The 23721-nt window shown below is 49.3% G+C and carries 19 protein-coding genes and 1 pseudogene; 16 read left to right on the top strand and 4 right to left on the bottom strand.

Going from position 1 to position 23721, the window contains the following annotated elements; all coding sequences use genetic code 11:
• Window positions 1–294 precede the first annotated feature (294 nt).
• The 5 genes from aroF to K331_RS0105285 all read left to right on the top strand — a co-directional run bounded on the left by aroF (window position 295) and on the right by K331_RS0105285 (window position 5640).
• A complete protein-coding gene (gene aroF / locus K331_RS0105305; protein ID WP_028589482.1) occupies window positions 295–1359 on the top strand; it encodes a 3-deoxy-7-phosphoheptulonate synthase in 1065 nt (354 codons plus the stop codon).
• A gap of 243 nt (window positions 1360–1602) precedes the next feature.
• Window positions 1603–3027 (top strand): type I glutamate--ammonia ligase, encoded by a 1425-nt coding sequence (gene glnA, locus K331_RS0105300; protein WP_028589481.1) that lies wholly within the window; start codon window positions 1603–1605, stop codon window positions 3025–3027.
• Between the two features lie 441 nt (window positions 3028–3468).
• Window positions 3469–4560: a 3-phosphoserine/phosphohydroxythreonine transaminase gene (gene serC, locus K331_RS0105295; RefSeq protein ID WP_208115244.1), complete on the top strand. Its 1092-nt coding sequence runs from the start codon at window positions 3469–3471 to the stop codon at window positions 4558–4560.
• 95 nt (window positions 4561–4655) lie between these two features.
• Window positions 4656–5120 carry a tRNA (uridine(34)/cytosine(34)/5-carboxymethylaminomethyluridine(34)-2'-O)-methyltransferase TrmL gene (gene trmL / locus K331_RS0105290; protein ID WP_018887855.1) on the top strand — a complete coding sequence of 155 codons (465 nt, stop codon included), beginning with the start codon at window positions 4656–4658 and terminating at the stop codon, window positions 5118–5120.
• A 265-nt stretch (window positions 5121–5385) separates the two neighbouring features.
• Entirely contained in the window at window positions 5386–5640 is a 255-nt protein-coding gene (locus K331_RS0105285) for an AbrB/MazE/SpoVT family DNA-binding domain-containing protein (RefSeq protein ID WP_018887856.1), read from the top strand.
• A 117-nt stretch (window positions 5641–5757) separates the two neighbouring features.
• Here the strand turns inward: K331_RS0105285 and K331_RS0105280 are convergent, their stop codons facing one another.
• Window positions 5758–6825: a phosphodiester glycosidase family protein gene (locus K331_RS0105280; RefSeq protein ID WP_028589479.1), complete on the bottom strand. Its 1068-nt coding sequence runs from the start codon at window positions 6823–6825 to the stop codon at window positions 5758–5760.
• A complete protein-coding gene (locus tag K331_RS0105275; protein WP_028589478.1) occupies window positions 6822–7232 on the bottom strand; it encodes a hypothetical protein in 411 nt (136 codons plus the stop codon). Before K331_RS0105275 ends, K331_RS0105280 begins: the two co-directional genes overlap by 4 nt.
• A gap of 250 nt (window positions 7233–7482) precedes the next feature.
• On the opposite strand from K331_RS0105275, the gene K331_RS0105270 reads away from it, so the two are divergent.
• Both K331_RS0105270 and K331_RS0105265 read left to right on the top strand, forming a co-directional pair.
• Window positions 7483–8139 carry a response regulator transcription factor gene (locus K331_RS0105270; protein ID WP_028589477.1) on the top strand — a complete coding sequence of 219 codons (657 nt, stop codon included), beginning with the start codon at window positions 7483–7485 and terminating at the stop codon, window positions 8137–8139.
• A gap of 160 nt (window positions 8140–8299) precedes the next feature.
• Complete coding sequence (locus K331_RS0105265; protein ID WP_028589476.1) at window positions 8300–9511, top strand: aminotransferase-like domain-containing protein; 1212 nt, start codon at window positions 8300–8302, stop codon at window positions 9509–9511.
• Here K331_RS0105265 and K331_RS0105260 read toward each other — a convergent pair.
• On the bottom strand, window positions 9492–10301 hold the full coding sequence (locus K331_RS0105260) for a DUF2161 family putative PD-(D/E)XK-type phosphodiesterase (RefSeq protein ID WP_028589475.1): 810 nt from the start codon (window positions 10299–10301) through the stop codon (window positions 9492–9494). The two genes, K331_RS0105265 and K331_RS0105260, sit on opposite strands and share 20 nt — an antisense overlap.
• Before the next feature lie 206 nt (window positions 10302–10507).
• On the opposite strand from K331_RS0105260, the gene K331_RS0105255 reads away from it, so the two are divergent.
• From K331_RS0105255 to K331_RS0105215, 9 genes are all read left to right on the top strand, one after another.
• Entirely contained in the window at window positions 10508–12403 is a 1896-nt protein-coding gene (locus K331_RS0105255; protein WP_028589474.1) for a PrkA family serine protein kinase, read from the top strand.
• 122 nt (window positions 12404–12525) lie between these two features.
• On the top strand, window positions 12526–13539 hold the full coding sequence (locus tag K331_RS0105250; protein ID WP_028589473.1) for a LacI family DNA-binding transcriptional regulator: 1014 nt from the start codon (window positions 12526–12528) through the stop codon (window positions 13537–13539).
• 108 nt (window positions 13540–13647) lie between these two features.
• Entirely contained in the window at window positions 13648–14340 is a 693-nt protein-coding gene (locus tag K331_RS0105245) for a response regulator transcription factor (RefSeq protein WP_018887864.1), read from the top strand.
• Between the two features lie 13 nt (window positions 14341–14353).
• Window positions 14354–15787, top strand: coding sequence for a HAMP domain-containing sensor histidine kinase (locus tag K331_RS0105240; RefSeq protein WP_051289645.1), 1434 nt, complete (start codon window positions 14354–14356; stop codon window positions 15785–15787).
• Window positions 15788–15988: 201 nt separating this feature from the next.
• Complete coding sequence (locus K331_RS0105235) at window positions 15989–17251, top strand: TolC family protein (protein ID WP_028589471.1); 1263 nt, start codon at window positions 15989–15991, stop codon at window positions 17249–17251.
• Between the two features lie 52 nt (window positions 17252–17303).
• The gene (locus tag K331_RS28955) at window positions 17304–18971 is read left to right on the top strand and encodes an efflux RND transporter periplasmic adaptor subunit (protein WP_051289643.1); all 1668 of its coding nucleotides are present in this window, start codon (window positions 17304–17306) and stop codon (window positions 18969–18971) included.
• A 2-nt stretch (window positions 18972–18973) separates the two neighbouring features.
• The gene (locus K331_RS0105225; protein WP_028589470.1) at window positions 18974–19696 is read left to right on the top strand and encodes an ABC transporter ATP-binding protein; all 723 of its coding nucleotides are present in this window, start codon (window positions 18974–18976) and stop codon (window positions 19694–19696) included.
• On the top strand, window positions 19693–20904 hold the full coding sequence (locus K331_RS0105220; protein WP_028589469.1) for an ABC transporter permease: 1212 nt from the start codon (window positions 19693–19695) through the stop codon (window positions 20902–20904). The genes K331_RS0105225 and K331_RS0105220 overlap by 4 nt, the downstream gene beginning before the upstream one ends.
• A gap of 212 nt (window positions 20905–21116) precedes the next feature.
• On the top strand, window positions 21117–22229 hold the full coding sequence (locus K331_RS0105215) for a glycerol dehydrogenase (RefSeq protein ID WP_028589468.1): 1113 nt from the start codon (window positions 21117–21119) through the stop codon (window positions 22227–22229).
• 129 nt (window positions 22230–22358) lie between these two features.
• Here the strand turns inward: K331_RS0105215 and K331_RS28950 are convergent.
• Window positions 22359–23642: pseudogene (locus tag K331_RS28950) on the bottom strand (SpoVR family protein); the annotation flags it as partial.
• Between the last annotated feature and the right edge of the window lie 79 nt (window positions 23643–23721).

The following is a 23721-nucleotide window of genomic DNA, read 5'->3' as shown; positions in this document are numbered from 1 at the left end:
GTTGACGAAGGTAGTAGAAATGCATATAATTACTTTAGTGATTAAAAGCTTAAAAGCGAACAAGCGTCTAAGCGTGTAAGCGTGTGGGTGTGTAAGTAACTAAGTGCATATGGGTGAGTAAGCAATAAGTGCTTGGTTCGCAACTACTTAAGTATTTAGCTGACAAGATGTATTTTGGGTGTTCACAGAATATTCAGTGTAAGAGAGACTTCAATGATTATTATCAGAACTACACAGTTGGCGTAGCGCCATGGAGTCATGATAGATTTCATTCACTAAGGGAGCGATGTTACGATGATCGTTATTACAAATCAGCTTATTGCCGAAGAACAAATTCAGGATATTGTCCGCGTGGTAGAAAAAGAAGGGCTGCAAGCCCACGTCTCCAGAGGTACGGACCGCACAGTCATTGGTCTGATTGGGGCGGTAGAGCCTAAGCTGTCTGAGCATTTGCGCCAGATGAAGGGTGTAGAGAAGGTTGTTAAGATTTCAAAGTCTTACAAGCTGGCAAGTCGGGATTTCCACCCGGAAAATACAGTTATTCGCATTAAGAATGTAGAAATTGGCGGTGGTGAGCTAGCCGTTATGGGTGGTCCTTGTGCGGTAGAGACGGCAGAGCAGATTGATGAGATCGCCAGATTGGTGAAGGCTGCTGGTGGGCAGATTCTGCGCGGTGGTGCCTTTAAGCCTCGTACAGGCCCTTACAGCTTCCAGGGGACAGGCGTCGAGGGACTCATCATGATGGCTGAAGCAGGCCAGAAGCATGGACTATTAACCATTACGGAGGTCATGACGCCGGAGTATGTTGATATTTGTGCTGAGTATGCAGATATTCTGCAGGTCGGAACCCGTAATATGCAGAATTTCGATCTACTCCGCAAGCTTGGAACCTGTGGTAAGCCTGTTCTATTGAAACGTGGCTTCAGTTCTACTTACGACGAATTCCTGAATGCAGCAGAATACATCCTTGCTGGGGGAAATCCGAACGTTATGCTCTGTGAGCGTGGTATTCGTACTTTCGAATCTTACACTCGCAATACGCTGGATTTGTCTGCCATCCCAGTCCTGCAACAGCTGAGCCATCTCCCGGTTATTTCCGATCCGAGTCATGGTACAGGCAGAAGAGAGCTCGTGGCACCGATGACAAAGGCTTCTGTGGCTGCGGGAGCAGATGGTCTGATCATTGAGATGCATACAGATCCTGACAATTCTATGACAGGTGACGGAGTCCAATCTTTGTTCCCAGATCAATTCGCTGAGCTGCTGCAGCAGCTTGAACAGCTCGCACCGATTGTCGGTAAAACCTTTTCAACCCAAAAACAACCTCTGAATGCATTTCCTTCAAGCGTTAATGCATAAACGTTATAATGTGAAAAAGTATTTCACGTGAATCCAGCGAAAAGCCCGTCATGACGGGCTTTTTCAGCATTTTGAACCCACTATAAAGCGTGAGAATATCTGACATGTGGATAAAAAATACCTGACATGAGTATTGACCCATGTCACATATGAGATTTATAATGACGGAAAGAAAAAAATCGCACATGAACATTGCTTTCATCAAGTAATCTTAATGTTCGGGAAAATTGGGAGGAAGAAGACATGTCCGTTGAAAAAGTATTGAAAACGATCCAAGAAAACAATATTGAGTGGGTAGACTTCCGTTTTGTTGATCTGTCTGGACGCGTGCATCACATCTCGCTTCCGGCTACTGCAGTAGATGAGGAAACATTTGTAAATGGTGTTGCATTCGACGGTTCTTCCATCCCGGGCTATCGTGGTATCGAGGAATCTGACATGGTTATGATGCCAGATCCAGAAGCCATTTATATTGACCCGTTCACACAGCATCCTACATTGAATGTAATGTGTAACATCGTCACTCCTGACGGTGAACAATATGATCGTGACCCACGCGGAATCGCAGATAAGGCTGAAGCGTTCCTGAAGACTGCAGGTGTTGGTACGGCAGCGTTCTTCGCTCCTGAGTCCGAATTCTTCATCTTTGATGATGTTCGCTATGAGAGCAGCATGAACAGCTCCTCCTACTTCGTGGATTCCGAAGAAGCAGCTTGGAATACGAACCGTAAGGAAGAGGGCGGTAACCTTGGCTTCAAGGTTGGCGTGAAGGGCGGATACGTACCAGTAGCTCCAGTTGATACTCAACAAGATATCCGTAGCGAAATGTGCCGCCTGCTTGAAGAAGCTGGCCTGAGCATCGAGCGTCATCACCATGAAGTAGCTACAGCAGGTCAAGCAGAGATCAACTTCCGTTTCGATACGCTGAAGAAAACAGCAGATAACCTGTTGGTATACAAATACATTGTTCATAACACTGCTCGTCAATATGGTAAAGTAGCAACTTTCATGCCAAAACCACTGTTCGGTGATAACGGAAGCGGCATGCACGTTCACCAATCCATCTTTGATGGCGACACACCTTTGTTCTACGAAAAAGGCGCTTATGCTAACCTGAGTGAGACAGCAATGCACTACATCGGCGGAATCCTGTATCATGCTCCTGCATTGATCGCTCTGACGAACCCGAGTACGAACTCCTTCAAGCGTCTGGTTCCTGGCTACGAAGCTCCAGTTAATCTGGTATTCTCCAAAGGTAACCGTTCTGCAGCAGTTCGTATCCCGGTAGCAGCTGTTACACCTAAGGGCTGTCGTATCGAGTTCCGTACGCCGGATTCCACAGCGAACCCTTACCTGGCATTTGCAGCTATGCTGATGGCTGGTCTGGATGGAATCAAGCGCAAGCTGAACCCAATCGAGCTGGGCTATGGTCCACTGGATACTAACATCTATGAGCTGTCTGACGCAGAGAAGGGCAAAATCCGCAGCGTTCCAGGTACACTGGATGAAGCGTTGGATGCTCTGGAAGCTGACTTTGAGTTCTTGACTGAAGGTGGCGTATTTACGAAGGAATTCATTGATAACTACGTACAATTCAAACGTGCTGAAGCAAAAGCTGTATCTATCCGTGTTCATCCACACGAGTACAGCCTCTACTTCGACTGCTAATACGATATTTGCAGCAATTCAGGACCTCCAGAGCTCTGGAGGTCTTTTGCTTGAGCGAGCCTGGAGCAAGGAGCTTGAAGCACACCCGAAGATAGGAATGAACGTATGGGGAGCGGGCGTTACATGAATGTAAGAAGGAGCCGCTTTTCACATGGTTAATGTTACATCTGATGTCAGGTATTAAATCTGACATCAGATGTAACCGGAGTAGGAGAGCAAAGCTGACAAGCCACGTGTCAGCATCCCTGAGAAAAGTAAATAATCGGAACCGAGGTATCCAGATGTAGTGGTGAAGCATTTCACAAAAACTTTGCAAAACGGTCTTGAAGCCCTTGAACACGCCATGGAATACTGCTATTATAAGCGATAATATTTGCATCTTGTGTAGATATGGGTGACCTGTTAAAGAATCCATGTTAACCAGTAGAGAGGATGGGAGTACTGTTGAGCAAGAGAGCCTATAATTTTAATGCGGGACCTGCGGCATTGCCGCTGAAGGTATTGGAACGCGCCCAAGCCGAGTTCGTTGATTTTCGTAATACGGGGATGTCTATTATGGAGATGTCTCATCGTGGTGCCGTGTATGAGTCTGTTCATAACGAAGCACAGGAACGTATTCTTCGCCTCTTGGGTAATCCGGAAGGCTACAAGGTACTGTTCCTCCAGGGTGGTGCCAGTACCCAGTTCGCCATGATTCCTATGAACTTCTTGGGCGAAGGCAAGACTGGTAGCTATGTGATGACTGGAAGCTGGGCGGACAAGGCGTTGAAAGAGGCCAAGCTCGTAGGAGAGACACATGTTGCAGCATCCTCAAAGGAATCAAGCTATATGAGTCTTCCGAACCTAAGCAATCTGGAGTTGCCAGAGTCATCTGCATACTTGCATGTAACCTCTAATGAGACTATTGAAGGCGTACAGTTCCAATCGTACCCGAGTACAGGCAATGTGCCTCTGATTGCGGACATGTCCAGTGACATTTTCTGCCGTCCATTGGATATTACCCAATTCGGTATGGTATATGCCGGAGCACAGAAGAATCTCGGTCCTTCAGGTGTAACGGTAGTCATTGCTCGTGAGGAGCTGCTTGCGGATTCTCCAAAACATATTCCTACCATGCTGCGCTACAGTACGTTCCTGAGTAATAATTCTCTCTATAATACACCGCCATCCTTCTCCGTCTATATGGTTAATGAGGTCGTGAAGTGGATTGAGGAAGAAGGTGGCCTGTCTGGTATCGAGGCTAAGAACCGTGATAAGGCCGGCTTGCTGTATCAGACGATTGACAACAGTGGTGGCTTCTATAAGGGCTGTGCCGATACGGAGAGCCGCTCTCTGATGAACGTAACGTTCAGATTGGCTACAGAGGAGCTAGAGAAGCTGTTTGCAAAGGAATCCGAGCAGGCAGGCTTCATCGGCCTCAAGGGTCATCGCAGCGTAGGGGGACTTAGAGCGTCGATCTATAATGCTGTTCCTTATGAGAGCTGTAGTGCTCTGGCTGATTTCATGGGTGATTTCCAGAAGCGTCATGGTTAAGTATAATGTAACAAGTATATAGCAGCACAAGATAACCTTCCTATGCTGGTAGCATAGGAAGGTTTTTGCTTGAAATCGAAAAGGAGAAATGAAACATGGCACTACACATTGTATTAGTAGAACCGGAAATTCCCGCGAATACGGGGAACATTGCACGCACCTGTGCGGCCACGGGAGCCCACCTGCACCTGGTAAGGCCCCTGGGGTTTCGTACAGATGATGCGACACTGAAGAGAGCAGGGCTGGACTACTGGCATGCTGTACACGTGGAATATCACGATTCCTTTGCTGAGGTTCAGCAAAAATATGCTGATGGCAGGTTTTTTTATGCAACGACGAAGGCGGAGAAGCGGTATTCTGACTTCAGCTATCGCGATCATGACTTTTTCGTATTTGGCAAGGAGACAAAAGGCCTACCCCAAGAGTTAATTTCTTCCAATAAAGAATGGTGTGTTCGAATGCCGATGTCGAACGATGTCAGGTCTTTGAATTTGTCGAATTCGGCTGCGATAATGGTGTATGAAGCGTTAAGACAGCTTGATTTTCCCGGTTTAATATGAAAAAACTTGTATGGAACAATAGTTATTTTTCATAAAACCTAAACAGATTAGGGCTATCGGACGATAACATATGTATGTGGTATTGCTGTTTTTTGTTAATGACACACCTGAATGGTGCTATAGACGTGCATATTTAAGCACGAAATCACAAATTCGGGTAGGATTCGACAAGAATTCGGCGAATTGTTGAATGGAGGTATAAACAGAGTCTTTATACCTAGCATTCATCAGTATAATCATCTTAACAGGAGAGGTGTCTAAATAAATGAAGCCTGCTGGTGTAGTTCGGAAAGTGGATCAGCTGGGAAGAATCGTCTTGCCCAAGTCCCTAAGAAAACGATATCAAATGAATGAAGGAGATCCCGTAGAGATTCTGGTGCAAGGGGATCATATTATTCTGGAGCGTTATCGCCCTAAATGTGTGTTCTGTGGCTCTATGGAAGAAGTTAGTGAATTCAAGGATCGTTATATTTGCGGTCAATGCATGAGCGATATGACACAGCTCCCTAAGCATGCTTAAGAGCTCATGATAAAGAGCATCACGAGTATTTCGTGATGCTCTTTGTATAGTACATTAGCTTTCCTCCAGACGCTGTTCATACTTTCGAGGAGTGCTGATGTGCCCTCAACTGTAATGTTATTTGAAGAACAAGAAGTGTGTGGGCACTGGACGAAGCCTTCCGTCGGAGGGCTTATTCACAACCCGTCCGTTCAGAATCATGGAGGAGGAACCGCCACCGTCCAGATTGTAAGCGTTCTGGACACCCAGATTGAACATTTTGGCTTGTAGCTCCTCCAAGGTGGCTCCGGAGCTGCCCTGTTCATTGTAGCCATCAACGACAATAATCAGCAATTGGTCATCCTTATAATTGCCAATGACAGTACGTGGTGCACGTTTGGGTGTCGTCTTCCATTTCGCTGGAATGGCAATCTTCTGTCCGTTCTGAATGAGAACAGGTACGAAGGTCGCTCCAAATGAGGGCTGAAGGCCGTCAAGTGCAGCTTGATTTGTAAATTTACCACCAATCAGCCGACCTGACTGGCTCAGGCCGATAAAGGTTAGATCCTTGAAGCTGGCCTGAAAGCCGTTCACGTATTTACCGTTCATTACGGTGGTGCTAAGCGGGTACCGCTTGCCCCCGCCATCGGCAAAGCCGCCTGCATTGATGCCGGCCACGGCTCCACTGCGGGAGACGGCTCGCATTGTCGTCTCTGTACTGCCAGGCGTCCCCGTACCTAGGGACATCTGCATGGCCGTAGGATCCTTCAGCTTCACTTTCATGGCGTAGCCCTTGTAGGCACCGGGATTAACCTTGAACAGCGCGATAGTAATTCGATCACTGTTCACTCGCTCATAGGGCGTGCCTAGCTTGGCAGTTATTCGTCGATTATATATGGTCTCAGGTCGGCTTGACTGCGTGGCAGCTGACTTGGCAATGCTGTTCATGGTCTGTGTCGTCTGCTTGTACAATTCGGCGGTCTTCTGAATGGATGTTACCGTATAGGAGGCTGTATTCTCAGCTTCGTCCAACTGGCCCATAATATGCTGGCTCTGGGCACTCCAATCACCTACAGGACCATACTTAATGTTAGTCTCTGGGAAGACAAGCGGACGATTCAGGAAGACCAAGAAGAGCAGAAGTCCAATAAACGGTGCTAACGTCATCATCATCAGACGGTTAAGTTGTTTGGCTTCCATTCTCATTTTAATAAGTCCATCTTCTTCTGCAGGGTGTCCAGCTGCTTCTTAACCTCGGCTAGTTGAGTATAGAGCTTGTTGCTATTGTCCGTCTTATCGCTCGCATTGTCCTTGGTGAACGTGAGCAGTTCATTCAACGAATCAACCTTGCCCTGCAACTCGTCCATTTCTGTGGACATCACGTCAAACTTTTGTTCATATTCCGCCTGCAGGCCTGCCATTTGTTGATCCACATGGCCCTGCACCTGGAACAGCATTTCTTGCTTCAGATGATTGCTGTACAGATAGGTTGCGGCTATACCGGCTACGATCAGCACAACCCAGAGTATGAGAAAAGCTTTGACGGAAGGACTCTTCATCCGTTCGCTACGGCGTGATGCCGGAACTGTGGATGGTTCTGTAGAGTTCTGCATGAAATCACTCCCGTGGTGAATCCAATTCATAATCCATTTAGCCACAGCTAGTATGAATTGATTCTTTATAGTTCAATTTTCCAGTTCTCATTCTATCACGGGCCTATACTAAATCGCAAAAATGTAATAGTTTCCAAGCTTGAATTATAAATGATTGCCCCTGAATTCTAACAAGAAACCTACAGTACATATCCATACAGCAAGGATCGGGGGACATAACATTGGTCGCATAATCGGGAGGTACAACAGTATGAAAAAAGTGTGGCAGGTGGTTATCGTTGATATTCATCCGACAAGCATGCTCGGAACCAAGCTGATTCTGGAGGATCAGCAGGATCTGCTTGTGCGGGGGATGACATCAAGTGGCACAGAGGCACAGCAGCTGGCGGGCAGCATCAAGCCCGAGCTCATTTTGATGGACTATAAGCTGCCGGAGGGAACCGCCATTCCTTTCATTACTGAAATCAAGTTGGTCTCGCCTGAGAGCCACATTATCATTATGACAGATGCTTACGATCTGAACTTATTTCAGCAAGCGACGAAGGTCGGGGCAAGTGGCGTGATCTCCAAGCAAGCTTCCACCAATCAACTCATTCATTTGATTAACGGTTTGCGTGAGGGGGTCGTATCCGTACCTTTGGAATGGATTCAGCAAGGGAGCTGGCCCATGACCCAACTTGTGTCACCGGAACCGTTCGATGAATTGACAGATACCGAAATTTTTATAATGGAACGTATAGTTCAGGGCATTACATATGATAAGATTGCTGTAGAGATCGAGGTCAGTCGCCGCTCTATAGACAATTACTTGAGAAAAATTTACGCGAAGCTGGGTGTGTCGAGCAGAGCACAGGCGATTGAGCGATATGCCTTGTATGTAAGACAGTCCAAGCCACTATATGCCTAGCACAAGTGTCCTCCTTGCATAGAACCTGGCAGGTAAGGCGCATAATTGGATAACGAACCGAATACGTTGTAGGAGCTTTTGAACATTTCACAGCTGCCAGGACCGGAGCATCATGAGGTATACCAGAATACCCGTTAGGGTGTAAATGAGGGGGTTCTTCATGCAATATTCCTATGCTACACGTACGGCTGCCTTGCTGGCATCACCATTGCGTCACATTCGGGACCATGCTAGACGGCATTCTTTTATTTCTCTTGCGGAGGAGCTCCCTGCGCAGGAGCTTTTTCCCGTTAAGCTGCTGGATGAGGCGGCCCATGAGGTCCTGACCTCCGGGCCTGCTGTATTGCAATACGGTGATCCGGAAGGCTATCTGCCGCTGCGGGAATGGCTTACTGCGGAGTGGAAATCCAGAAAAGGAATGAGTGTTGATCCTCGTCAGGTGCTCCTTACGACCGGAACCCAGCAGGCCATCGATCTCGTCGTTAGGCTTATGGTAAATGCAGAAGACCCCGTGCTGATCGAGCAGCCAGGCTCTCCGGGTTCATTGCAGGTGCTGTCCATGCAAGGAGCGAGACTAATTCCCGTGCAGGCTGATGCACAGGGAACTGACCTTGCGGCGCTGGAAAGGCGGATGGCTGCAGATCGCCCCAAGCTGTTCATTGCGGCACCGTCCTTTTCGAATCCGACAGGCTTTCTGTGGACGCTTGAGCAGAGGCAGCAGATTCTGTCCCTGTGCCAGAAATACAATGTGTTGCTGGTAGAGGATGACTCCTATGGTGAGCTGCATCTGCATCAGAATGAACAGATTCCCCCTTCTGTGGCAGCTCTTGATGATGAAGGCAGAGGGGGACACGTGCTGTACATTGGCTCATTCAGCAAGACCATTGCTCCAGGTCTGCGTACAGGTTGGGTGACGGGACACCCGTCTTTAATTGAGGGTATGTCAGCTCTTAAGCAGCTCGCCGATATGCAATCCAGCTCAATGAATCAAAGACTGCTGCATCACTTGCTTACAGATCATCGCTTCCGCTGGCATGATCATCTGGAGCTGCTGAACCGCGAATATCGTGTGCGACTCAAGCTGATGCTGGAGCTGCTCAAGCGGCCATTTTGGAAAGAGGTCACCTATCATGTTCCTGAGGGGGGCATGTATATGTGGGTACGTCTGCCAGAAGGACTGGAGAGTGCTGCCCTGCTGAAGGCTGTAATGCCTAAGGGTGTAGCCTTCATGCCAGGGGCGCTGTGTACTGCGGGGAACAGTGGCAATAGCTTTATCCGGCTGAACTTCAGTCATCCCGGACGAGAGGAATTGCTTATGGGGATGAATCTCATCGGCGAGACCATTACGGAGTTCACTGCTCGGCGTTCTTGAGTGAGCGATCGTCTGGAACTGTCACGTATGGGGTCGGGGCTTCAGCCGCACATGATGCCGACAGAGCTATTTGATGGGCCTCCAGTACAGCCGCATATTCCTCCAATGCACCCTGCCCCGCTACTGTTAAGACATATTTGCCTCGAGCTACGCGTTCGAACCATCCATAATAGTTTTTTTGCAGTACAGAGGCAGCGTCAGCTGCAGCCCCTGCGCGTGCGATCTGGGCGGGCGAAGCCTCCTTCAGGGAAGCAAGTATGGACGCTACTCGCAAGGCCTTCTCCCTGTAGGCAGTTACCAGCTTGCGTCTTGTACTCCCACCTTCATTATAATCTCCACTACGTGCTTGAAATTCCCGGATGAGCCGCTCCTTACGTGAGCCTTTTCGCGGGGCTGCTGCGGTGTGTCCTTGTCCCTGCATGATTGCCGGGGTACAGATGATCTCAACAAGCGCAGGCTTCGTCTTGTATAGCGTTACTGTAATCAGGCCCAAGCCCAGCTTGCGGCACAGCTCCGCCAGCTCTTGCCAGCGCTGATTGACAGCGCCTTTTTTGCTGCGATTTTTCTCCACAGCCAGATAGACCTCGCCTCCCAGCTTCAATCGCTGTAGCCCCTGAAGGAGAAGCGCCAGGCTAAAGGTTTTCTTGATTTCGACGATCAGCGGCTGCTGCGAATTCTCCCTGAGACCCACCAGATCACAGTTGTTCACCTCTCCACGAATGATATAGCCCCGTCCCTCGAAAAAGGCTTTGATCGGTGCATATAGCTCTGTCTCCCGTTGCACTGCCATGGTAACTCCGCTCCTTTTTGATTCCATCTGCTAATAGTATATCACGGTCTTCAAGCCCGGATTTCGTACACGGCTACGAAAAAAAGCGGTCAATAATCCATTAGATTCTGCATAGTTATGTAATACGCTTTTGTAACGCATAACTAAGCGATCCTTAACCATTCGGAGCGGAGGTTACTACTAAGGAGCCATAGGAGGTACAGGTTATGAAGATTTTTGAGCGCGTTGCGAAGTACCAGGCGGAAAGCGAGCGTTTGGCGTGGAGTGGGAACTTCCGTGATTATCTGGAGATTCTCAGCAAGGACCCCTCGCCGGCGATGACTGCTCATGCAAGGGTATATGAGATGATCAAATCCTTTGGAGTCGAGACCTCCGGGGGCCAGAAGCGTTACAAATTCTTTGAGCAGGAGCTGTTCGGTCTGGACCGGGCTGTAGAGAAGCTGGTGGAGGAGTATTTCCATTCGGCAGCGCGCAGACTGGATGTGCGAAAAAGAATCCTGCTGCTTATGGGACCTGTGAGTGGGGGCAAATCGACCTTGGTCACTTTGCTGAAGCGGGGGCTGGAGCAGTTCTCACGCACCGATCAAGGAGCTGTATATGCTATTGATGGGTGCCCGATGTATGAGGAGCCTTTGCATTTGATACCTCATGAGCTGCGCCCGGAAGTAGAGAAAGAGCTCGGTGTTCGAATTGAGGGCAATCTGTGCCCTTCCTGCCAAATGCGGCTGCGTACCGAATATGACGGTGATATTGAGAAGGTGCGTGTGAAACGCGTACTTATCTCGGAGGATCAAAGGGTGGGTATTGGTACCTTCAGTCCATCTGACCCCAAATCTCAGGATATTGCTGATCTGACGGGAAGCATCGACTTCTCTACTATAACGGAATATGGCTCAGAATCCGACCCACGTGCATATCGCTTCGATGGCGAGCTTAACAAGGCGAACCGTGGTCTGATGGAATTTCAGGAGATGCTCAAATGCGATGAGAAATTCCTGTGGAACCTTCTCTCCTTGACCCAGGAGGGCAACTTCAAGGCAGGCAGATTTGCGTTAATCAGTGCAGATGAGCTAATCATTGCCCATACGAATGAAGCAGAGTACAAATCCTTCATTGGGAACAAGAAGAACGAAGCACTGCAATCTCGCATGATCGTCATGCCAATTCCCTATAATCTCAAGGTATCTGAGGAAGAGAAGATATATAGCAAGCTGATTCAACAGAGCGATATGCGACATATTCATATTGCACCGCATGCACTGCGGGCAGCAGCGATATTCTCCATCCTGACTAGACTCAAGGAGAGTAAGAAGCAGGGAATGGATCTGGTCAAGAAAATGCGGATGTATGATGGTGAAGAGGTCGAGGGCTACAAGGAAGCCGACCTTAAAGAGATGCAAACGGAATATCTGGATGAGGGAATGTCAGGCGTCGATCCACGTTATGTCATTAACCGGATATCCAGTGCACTGATCAAGCAGGATCTGGAATGCATCAATGCTCTCGATATTCTCCGGGCGATCAAGGATGGCCTCGATCAGCATGCCTCTATCAATAAGGAGGAGCGCGAACGATATCTGAACTATATCGCCATTGCGCGGCGAGAATATGATGAGCTGGCGAAGAAGGAAGTGCAAAAAGCCTTCGTGTACTCCTTCGAGGAGTCTGCCCGTACCTTGTTCGATAACTATCTCGATAACATTGAAGCCTTTTGCAACTGGTCCAAAATCCGTGACCCACTGACGGATGAGGAGCTGGACCCGGACGAAAGACTGATGAGATCCATTGAGGAGCAGATCGGAGTATCGGAAAATGCCAAAAAAGCCTTCCGCGAGGAAATATTGATCCGTATCTCTGCCTACTCTCGAAAGGGACGCAAGTTCGAGTATCATAACCACGACCGACTGCGGGAAGCGATTGAGAAGAAGCTATTCGCAGATCTGAAGGACATTGTCAAGATTACGACCTCTACCAAGACCCCTGATGCCAATCAGCTCAAACGTATCAATGAAGTGAGTAAGCGATTGATTGACGAACATGGCTACTGCCCGATCTGTGCGAACGAGCTACTGCGATATGTGGGTAGTCTGCTGAATAGATAGATGACAGATGAATAGATTAGCCTTGAGCATCCCGGTGACTTCCCTCTTCAGGGCAGTATGGCAGGGATGCTATTTGGTCTGTATAATGAGAGCCATAGTATCCATAGCAATGGAGTGATGATATGGCTTCTATTCATGATGTGGCCAAGGCGGCGGGCGTATCTGTCGCGACCGTGTCGAAGGTGGTTAATGGCTATCCAGATGTCAGTGACAAGACTCGTAAAAAAGTGAACAAGATCATTGAAGAGCTTCGCTACCATCCTAATGTCATGGCCCGTGGACTCGTGAAGAAGCGCTCGTGGAATGTAGGTGTGCTGATCAATGTACCGTTCACAAATCCGTTCGTCTCTGAATTGCTGGAGGGTATCAAGACAGCGCTGGAGCATAGCGGCTATGATCTGATGAAGCTGTCCACCCGGCTTGAAGATCCGTCCTATTCCTTTTATGAGCATTGCCGTAGCCGAAGTCTGGACGGTGTGGTGATTTTTGGGGCGGAGCCTGACAACAAGGGTGTATCCGATCTTATTGATTCAGATATTCCAGTGATGTTTGTAGATGAGGATGTCATTGGACAGCGCACAGGCTCGATCATGACGGACAGTCGAATGGCCCTTCAAATGGTGGTACGGCATTTATATGAGCTTGGTCATCGTAGAATTGCTTACATTGCCGGGTCCCAGGGGACGGCGGTTGCCCATTTGCGAAAACAGGGATATGTGGAGGGATTGCAAGCATGTGGACTTGCTTGTCTGGATGAATATATTGAGGAATGTGACTATACCTTTGATGGTGGAAGACAGTCGGCATCCAAGCTAATAACCATCGTTCATCCGCCAACGGCATTGGTATGCGTGTCGGACATGGCTGCCTTCGGCGCCATTCACGAGCTGATGAGTCGTGGTCTGTCCGTGCCTACCGATATTTCGGTAGTAGGGTTCGATAATACCTATTATGCGCAAGTGTTCAGACCGGGGCTGACGACGGTGAATCAAAATATTCACAACATTGGTATTCGCTGCATTGAGCATCTGATCAGAATGATTGAGCAGCCTGATGCACGCCCCCCTGCAGCTCTGGAGCCGCCAGACCTGGTGATACGCGAGACGACTGCCGCTCCGGCGCATCTTCTGGGATAGCGAAAGGTTGAGAGCAAGGCAGTGGCAGTTAGTATTGCAACAAGAACGGCTGACAAAGGGAACATTACGAATTAGGGTCGCTAAGAATCAAGGGGGAAATATAACCGCATGTCAGAAGTTATTTTGGTCGTAGAGGATGAGGTAGCCATCTCGCGAGTGCTGAAGGCTTATCTGGAGAAATCGGGATATCAGGTAGAGCAAGCCTTTTCCGGGATGGAGGCATTGATGAAGTGCACATCCACGACACATCCGTCATTGGTGCTGCTGGATGTCATGCTTCCCGATTATGACGGGTGGTATCTGCTCGGGAAGATCCGTGAGCGACATAACTGCCCGGTCATTATGCTAACAGCCTTGGGGAGCATTGATCACAAGCTGAAGGGACTCGACCTTGGAGCGGATGATTACATTACGAAGCCGTTCATAGGAGAAGAGGTAACTGCTCGGGTCCGCACGGTGCTGAGGCGATCCCATAGTCAGGTGGCGACCAAAGAGATTATTACATACGGGAGTCTGATGTTTAATTTTAATGCCCATTCTGTGCATTTATGTGGTGAGGAGCTTTACTTTACACCAAGAGATCTGTCCCTGCTGCTGTTCCTCGCGAAGCATCCGAATCAGACCTTCACCAGAAATCAATTGATAGAGCAGGTATGGAGCATTGATTACGAGGGAAGTGATCGGGCGGTGGACCTGGCTGTGAAGCGAATACGCAAAACATTGGAGCGTTGGCCAAATGCAGAGGGAGAAATCAAAACTTTACGCGGATTGGGGTATCAGTTCAGTGTTGAGGAAGTCTAATCAGAGAACAACGATGCTTCGATACTGGACAACCAGATATCTGCTAACGCTGTGCATCGGGCTCATAACCATTGGTATATTGTCTTTCTTCTGGCTGCAGTATTACGAGAAGCAGAAGCAGCTGGATTACATGGATCTGCTGGCAGCAGATACGGCCGAACTGGTCGTTGTAGATGGGAAGCTGGCGCCGGATTACGATCTCTTCAGTATCGTGGAACGCAAGCAGAAGATGATTCCATTCAAGGACAAGCCCTGCTTCATCCTGCTTGACGATAATAAGAGGGTCATCTCCAGCAGTATGTATTACGATGTAAACGGAGAAATTATGAGCCATCTCCAGCGCTTTGCTGGAGGAGCGGATCGGACGGATAGCTTCCAGATCGGGCCAGGACCGGGGTTAAGCTTCTATGCTGTACAAAAGGAAGTTGAGCATAATGACCGTACGCTGGGCTGGGTAATCATTTTACAGCCTGAAAAGCTGCTGGTCACCGCTCCTTGGCAGGTGCATCTGCTGATCATTCTGGTACTCAGTCTCGGACTGCTCGGCTGGGCAGTCATCTATCTGCTCACACGCAGATTATACCGTCCGATCGGAGTTGTAGTGAATGCGGCAGAGCAGATTGTTGCCGGGAATTATGATCTCAATCTCTATAAAGGTGTGAAGGAACAGGAAATCTATGAGCTAATGAATGCATTTGAGGAGATGGCGAAGCGCCTGAAGCAGATGGAGCTGATGAGAACACAGCTGCTGGCTGGCGTTACTCATGAGCTGAAGACTCCGGTCACGTCCATTAGCGGCTTGATTCAGGCTGTGCAGGAGGATGTCGTCAGCGGTGAGGAGGCGAAGGAGTTCCTAGATATTTGTCGCCATGAGACGAATCGCTTGCAGCATATGATAGAGGATTTGTTGGAGTTCAATTCCTTTGCGGTAGGGGATTTCAAGGTGCATAAGGAGATGGTTCAGCTACAGGAGCTTGTGAAGGATATTTTGCGTCAATGGGAGCTTACGCAGGAGGCCAAATGCGTCAGGGTATCGCTGAGCTCGAATAAGGAGGAACTGGAGGTGTGCACCGATCCATTGCGGCTGCAGCAAATTATGTATAACCTGCTGAATAACGCCCGCCAAGCCAGTGATGCTTCCAGCGGGGATATGGAGGCCAATCCTCGCATAGAGGTGGACATCATGATGACGGGTCAGGAGATCATCCTCGATGTCAAGGATTGGGGAAACGGTATTCCTGCAGCGGAGCAGGCTCTTATATTTGAGCGTTTCTATCGGGGAGAAGGGAAGAAGCACAAGGTACGAGGGCTAGGTATTGGACTACCCTTCAGTCGCATGATGGCTCGTTCGCTTGGGGGAGAGCTGTTGCTTCTGAGAAGTGGGCAAGGAGAGACGGTATTCAGACTGGTGTTGCCTGTGACGGATCATCGGCTTGAAGGGAACTAGATAGCTTAACTAGTGCACTTGGTGAGGAAGGCTCACATGCAGCATAGCTTCATGTTGAATTATATATGCTTGAACCAGGGACATTCGGGGCCGCTACGTGGCTTCGGGTTGTCCCTTTTTTGGGTTGCTTGACACATGCCTGACACATTGCATTGCTACGCTAGATTTAGCAGAGATGAGAGTTATGAAGGAGTGAAGGAAATGAAGAGACACACAGCTGTTGCCGTACTGATGTTGACCGTGTGTTCAGCCAGCCTGCTTCCGGCTGCGTACGCAGAGACAGAGCTGGTGGGAGGAGCCGCTGACCCGGCAAAAGTGAGTGAAGCGGCCAATCTGACGACTGAAGCGGCTAACGATGCTACCCGGGGCGCAGCAATCGGAGACACGGTCACAAATGGATACATTTCAAGTACATCCAGTGCTGAAAGCTCCACCTCCAGTGCAACGGAGGCTGGGCAGGACTCAGGCTTGTCCTTAGATGAAGCGATCGGGCTAGCTATCACGAATAGTTACAGCCTGAAGAGTGCTCTGAGCAGCTATCAGCGCAGCGGAATTAATCTGGAGACAGCTGCCGATAATCTGGATTACATCCCGACAGGGACAGGGACTGGTGAAGATGGCGCGACCTCTCGCTCAGCCTGGAAGCAATATAACTCATCCAATGTGAATTATCTGATGGCACTTAGGAATATCGATACGGTGAAGGATCAGATCGCATACAAGACGGTAGTCGCCTACTATAGTGTGCTGTCCTCCGAGAGAGCGCTGCAGACAACGGAGACCTCGCTGGAGATTGCCCGTGCTGAGGAGCAAGCTGCGCTGGCGAAGGCCAGCAAGGGGAAGCTCTCTGGAGCAGCCCGGGATGAGGCTGTCCAGTCGAGAATCGAGGCAGAGCAGAGCTTGACTCAGGCTCAGGACACGCTGAAGCAGAAGAGGGAGAGCTTGCTAACGATGCTGGGTATGGGCCTGAATGAGACGCTTGTGCTATCGGACACGCCAGCATATCAGGAGCCAGAGAAGCTTGATATCGAGACCTATATTCAAAAGGTCATCTCTTATGACCCTACAATCTGGCAGAAGGAGAGAAGTGTGGAGCTGGCTGAACTAAATGTCACCTACTTCTCGTTCAACTCCAGTGACGGTGAGTATGAGCTAGTCAAGATGTCTGTTGCCGATGCGAATAGTGAACTGACGAACAGCAAAAAGGAGCTGGGTGAATCGCTCAGGAGCACCTATTACAATCAGCAAAATCTACAGCAGCAGTACGAGCAGCTCCAGGGGAAGCTAACCGCTGCACACAATGCACTGACTATTGTTAATAAGAAGTGGGAGCGTGGACTTGTTACACGGATTGATGTAATGAAGGCAGAGCAAAGCGTGAGCAATCTCGAAGTACAGTTTCAGGATTTGTTACTGCAGATGGATGAGGTGCAGCGTGTGCTGGAAGCGCCTTGGATTGATTAGCTTGGATTGATTAGTTGATTAGGTTCCATCAAGACAATTGGAGGTTACATATATGGGTGAAGCATCAATAACAAATCCGTTAGGCGCATTAAGAAAAAAGCGTCGCAAAAGATTAATCTGGACGGTTGGGGTACTGGCCGTGGCGTTGGGAGCAGGTGGCTATCTGTATTTCAATATGCAAAGCACACCCTCGTTCGTGCCAACAGCTCAGACTGTGCAGGTGGCGCGTGGTGATGTGACGAAGACACTGGAGCTGTCGGGGACCGTGGAGGCTACCAAGGAGGTCAATCTGAACTTTACATCCGCTGACGATACCAAGCTGACAGCTGTGAATGTCAAGGTCGGCGACGTGGTCAAGAAAGGTCAGGTACTGGCGACGCTGGACCAATCAGATGGGCTGGTACAACTGAAGGAGTCACAAGCCAGTCTGGAGGTGGCCCAGGCTCAACTGGAGCAAGCGCAGGAGACTGCCTCGGAGAGCGAGATTGCCGTGCAGCGCGTGAATGTCAGTAAAGCGGAGCTGACGCTGGAGTCTGCTCGTACCGCAACCGATGTAGAGACGGCCCAGCGAACCGTAGATTCTGCCAAAAAGAAATTGGATTCCGCTAAACAGGAGTACGAGGATCAGGCGTACCTATATGAAGCGAATGCCATTGCCGAGTCTGAGCTTAATCAAGCAAAGGATTCGCTGGACAGTGCTCAGGAGGAGTATGATAATGCCCAGTTAGAGCTAAGTAATAAGCAGAAATCGGTAGACAAGGCAATCAAGGAGGCTGAGATCTCCTACCAGTCCTCTCTGGCACAGCTTAACGCTACTCTGGAGCCGCCTAAGGCGGCGAGTCTGGTGTCAGCTAAGGCATCTGTGCTGCAAGCTCAGACTCAGGTAGAGCAAAAGCAGGCAGACCTTGAGAAGCTGGTGTTGACCGCTCCGTGGGACGGGATTATTTTGCAGGTGAATGGGGATGTAGGTACTAGCCCAACTACGCCATTTATCGTAATGAATGACTCCAACAGCGAGGAGTTGAGTGTCAGCGCCGCGGTTAGTGAAAGTGATATCGGGAGTGTAGAGGTCGGCCAATCAGCTACCTTCAAGTCTGATACCTATCCGAACGAGAGCTTTGAAGGCAAGGTGACCTCAATCGCGCCGGAAGCGACGACGGATTCGGGTGTTACAACCTATGAGGTGAAGATGTCCATCTCGAATACGAATGGGCTACTGAAGACAGGCATGTCGATGGATGTCACGCTGGATTTGGGCACACATAGCAATGTGCTGTACATTCCTTCGACAGCTCTTATCACAAGAGGCGATCAAGACGGTGTGATGAAGCTTGCGGGCACTGGCTCAAGCACATCGAATAGTAACTCGTCTGGTGGCAGTGTGGATAATCAGTCCAGTACAGAGCCTCCGGCTGCTACGACACCATCTGAAAATAACAATACTTCTGGTAACAATGTAAATAAGTCAAATGGTGGTGTTCAGTCTAATCGGCAAAATGCTGCAGGTGGGGTGCAATTCCAGCCAGTAGAGGTCGGTCTCTACACAGCTGATCGTGTTGAGATTACCTCTGGCCTGAAGGAGAACGATACAATTACTATCCCGACCCAGACGGAGATTTCCTCCTCCTCATCCACATCGTCATCGTCCCGCTCACAGCAGAGCATCATGGGTGGCGGCAGCTTTGGTGGCGGCCCTAGTGGTCCTCCGGGAGGTCGATGAGTATGAAGCCCGTTATTCAAATTGATCATCTGATCAAGACTTATCAGGTTGCGGAGCAAGCAATCTATGCCCTGCGCGGTGTGAATCTGTCGATCGAGGAGGGAGACTTCGTCACCATTATGGGTCCGTCTGGCTCAGGTAAATCAACGATGATGAATATGATTGGTTGCCTCGATAAACCGACTTCCGGTAGCTTTCTGCTGGACGGCTACTCCATTCTGGATGCTCATGATGATGAGTTGGCGATCATTCGCAATCAGAAGATCGGTTTTGTCTTTCAGAGCTTTAACCTGCTGCCACGTACTACAGCAGTAGCTAATGTAGAGCTGCCAATGATGTATGCAGGAATATCGGCTAGAGAACGTCGTACACGGGCGGTTGAAGCGCTACAGAGCGTAGGTCTTGGAGAACGGCTTCATAACAAGCCTAACGAGCTATCCGGGGGGCAGCAGCAGCGGGTATCCATTGCTCGCGCTATCGTCAATGATCCGGTGATTATTCTAGCTGATGAGCCTACAGGGGCCTTGGATACCAAGACAACGGAGGATATTATGGGGATATTCCAACGAATGAACGATAAGGGCAAGACGGTGATTATCGTTACGCATGAGCCGGAGATTGCAGCCTATGCGAAGCGGAACATTCATTTTCGTGACGGGCAGATCGTATCTGACGACCGCGTGGTCAATCGTACTCTCGCTGGATCGGAGGCTGGACGCTTATGAACATTATGGAGATTATGCGTGTCTCGGTTCGCAGCATCCTGTCGAACAAGCTGCGTTCCTTCCTGACTATGCTTGGTATTATCATTGGAGTCAGCGCGGTCATCGCGATGGTTGCCATTGGTAAAGGCTCTAGTTCAAGCGTCACCTCGCAGATTAACGGGCTAGGGAGCAATTTGCTGATTATCTCGCCTGGTCAGCAATCCTCTGGTGGAATTAATATGGGCTTTGGCTCATCCAATACATTGTCGCTAGATGATATATCAGTGATACGTGAGCTATCTACCGTATCCGATGCGGTGCCCAGTGCGTCATCCAATTTTCAGGTTATCTATGGGTCAAGCAACTATAATACCAGTGTAGAGGGAACAAGCGTGGCTTTTCCGGAGGTGCGGAGTGTATCGGTGCAATCGGGACGATTTTTCAATAATTATGAATACAATAACCATGAGAATGTTGCCGTCGTCGGTAATGAGATCGTTACGAACCTCTTCTCCGAAGGTGTCAATCCCATTGGTGAGACGATCAAAATTAACCGGGTGCCGTTCACCATTGTAGGTGTGCTCGCCAGTCAAGGAAGCTCGGGGATGACAAACAATGATGACAAAATCATCGTTCCCATCTCCACCGCCAAAGCACGACTTGGCATGACGAATGTCAGGACAATCTATGCTTCAGCCACCTCTGCTGAGGTCATGACGCAGGCACAGAACGAGATTACGCAGGCCTTGCGCGCCTCGCATGAGCTGAAGTCCAGCAATGATAATGACTTCTCGATTACGAACCAGTCCCAGATTCTGGAGACGGCTGAAAGCGTGACTAGCGTGATGACGACGCTGTTGTCCGGTATTGCTGCTATCTCGCTGGTGGTCGGAGGAATCGGCATTATGAATATTATGCTCGTGTCGGTCACGGAGCGCACACGGGAAATTGGCATTCGCAAGGCCATTGGGGCGAAGCGTGGTGATATTTTACGCCAATTCCTCGTGGAGTCGGTCATTCTCAGTATTATTGGAGGACTGTCTGGGGTAGCGATCGGAGTGGGAACGGCGCTACTGCTGGAGAAATTCGCAGGTCTATCTATTGAGTTGACTATGGAACCGATGCTGTATTCCTTCCTGTCGTCCATGGCGGTGGGAATTGTCTTCGGTGTCTACCCGGCCAGGAAGGCGGCTCAGCTCAAACCGATTGATGCCTTGCGCTATGAATGATTATATCCTCAAGAAGCACAGTTCATTTGCATGAATGACTGTGCTTTTTCGTATACTGGTGAACGTATAGCACACTTGCAGTTGGATTGAGCAACTCCTAATCATAGCTTGAGCCATAGCCTAAGCGCATCAATCCTTGTGAGAAATATTACGTACAAAACAGTCAGGAATTGGGTAATACATGAAGGAGATCTAAAATTGGAGGGTGAATGATGACGGATCGAATTTTTATCAGTCCGGGCAAATATGTACAAGGCAGAAATGTTGTGGACAAGACTGGACATTACGTCAAGGGCCTCGGCAGCATTGCACTCGTCATTGCAGATGAGGTCGTATGGGAGATTGCAGGCAATCGGGTCGTCAACAGTCTGGAGCAGGAGGGAATTGCAGCTGTAAGGGCGGAATTCAAGGGAGAGGCCTCCCGCAATGAGATTGAACGTATTACCGAGCAAGGAAAAGGGAGCGGAGTAGATATCGTCATTGGCGTAGGCGGAGGAAAGACGCTGGATACAGCGAAAGCCGTCAATGACGAGCTGGCGGCTCTCTGTGTGATCGTTCCTACGGCAGCCTCGACGGATGCGCCTACCAGTGCTTTATCTGTTATTTACTCGGATAACGGCGAGTTCGAATCTTATGCATTTTATCGAAAGAACCCGGACCTGATTCTGGTGGATACCAAGGTGATTGCCGAAGCACCACCGTTGTTCCTTACCTCGGGGATTGCCGATGCGCTCGCTACCTGGGTGGAGGCCAGAGCGGTGATTGAAGCACGCAAGACAACAATGGCTGGGGGACTTCCGACAATTGCTGCCGAAGCGATTGCCCGTCGCTGTGAAGAAGTGCTCTTCGATTATGGTGTGCTAGCCTATGAATCAGTCAAGCGGAAAGTAGTTACTCCTGCTCTGGAGGCCGTCGTCGAGGCGAATACGCTCCTAAGCGGAATTGGGTTCGAGAGCGGTGGTCTGGCGGGAGCACATGCGGTGCATAATGGCTTTACGGTACTTGAAGGCGACATACATCATATGACTCATGGACAAAAGGTCGCATTCGGGACTTTGGTACAGCTGACACTGGAGCAACGTCCTTTGCTGGAGCTTGAGCGATATATGGAATTGTATCTTCAGCTTGATCTGCCTGTCACCCTGGAGGATATCAAGCTGAAGAAGGCCTCACATGAGGACTTGTACCGGGTGGCACAAGCGGCGACCAAGGAAGGGGAGACCTCGCACAATCTTCCCTTCCCGATCGACGCCGATCGGATGCTGGATGCGATCCTTGCTGCGGATCAGTATGCAACAGCATATAAGAAGAAGACGGGACGCTGAATAGATATATCCATAAGACGGTCCTCCGCATGATGCAGGAGAGACCGTCTCGTTGTGTAGCTATATAATTGAATGCAAATGTAATTGAAAATTGTATGTTGTATGGCACACCGTATATATATGGATATACTATTGCAGGAACTTGCGATGATGCTTTTTTCCGTCAAAGGAGAACATGGCCCGCTTATCCTCAACGACTGTCTCCAGATGGACCGTTCGTCCCCAGAGTTTATAGACATAGGGAAGTGTACGCTCCATATATTTCAGATCGAGCTCCACGCCTTCATACTGATGCTTCAGCACCAGCTCTCCAGTACGCAGATAATCGGCATCATGGACGACCAGATAAGGAGAACCTCCGTTCAAACGGGCGTACACGAGTTGATCACGGATGTGCTCCCAGGATTTGTCGGTAATCTTCCACTCGGGTCCACGCTTTTCGAATACATACAGGTCCAGGTCCTCTGTCAGTTGTTTGGTCATGTAATTGCGTATGAACGAGGTATCCGAGTCTACCTCTCGTACTTCGAAGATTTTGGCACGTCCCTCGCCTGGAAGCCGTCCCAGCCGCTTCTGCTCCTCCTCGGTGGGTTGATCCCAACGACGTTCGATATCCTCGAAGATCTTCAATCCCAAATAATAAGGGTTCAGACTTTGTTTGGATGGTTGGACGACGGATGCATTCAGCATAGCGAACTCAACCGTCTCATCGCTGGACAGATCCAATTCGCGAATGATCCGCTGATGCCAGTACGATGCCCAGCCCTCATTCATGATCTTCGTCTCCATCTGTGGCCAGAAATATAACATTTCATCGCGCAGCATACTCAGAATATCCCGTTGCCAGTCGTCCAGCACTTCGGAGAATTGTTGAATGAACCACACGACATCCTTCTCGGGCTCTGGTGGAAAATGATGTACCTGAATGTCATCCGTAGTGTGCTGCGATTGAGCGGGGGCGTCTAGATTCCACAGATCATCATAGCGGCCTGTGGAGGTATCCTCCTGTGAGGGCTTCTTCTGCTCCTTCACCTTCAGCTCCAGATAACGTTGCTTATCCAGATGGCGAGGCTTGATGAGCTGAGGATCCACATGCTCCTGGATCGCAAGAGCTGCGTCAATGAAGGCTTCAACCGTCTCTTTGCCATACTCCAGCTCATAGCTGTTAATCCGTTCTGCGGTGGCAGACATGCTATCTACCATATTGCGGTTAGAGGCCGAGAAACGAGCGTTATTTTTGAAAAAATCACAGTGGGCCAGCACATGAGCGACAATCAGCTTGTTTTGGATTAGGGAATTGCCCTCCAGGAGAAATGCATAGCAAGGATTGGAATTGATGACTAGCTCATAAATTTTGCTAAGACCGAGGTCGTATTGCATTTTCATTTTTTGAAAATTTTTAGCGAACAACCACCTGAATGAAGAAAAATCAAGCTAAAAGCCAATCAATTTTAGGGTCACTAGTTTTGCCGGTTAGAGTGACATAGTTAAC

Origin of the sequence: Paenibacillus massiliensis subsp. panacisoli DSM 21345, assembly GCF_000426545.1 — a bacterium.
Taxonomy (GTDB): domain Bacteria; phylum Bacillota; class Bacilli; order Paenibacillales; family Paenibacillaceae; genus Paenibacillus; species Paenibacillus panacisoli.
This window is presented reverse-complemented; position numbering and strand designations above follow the sequence as displayed.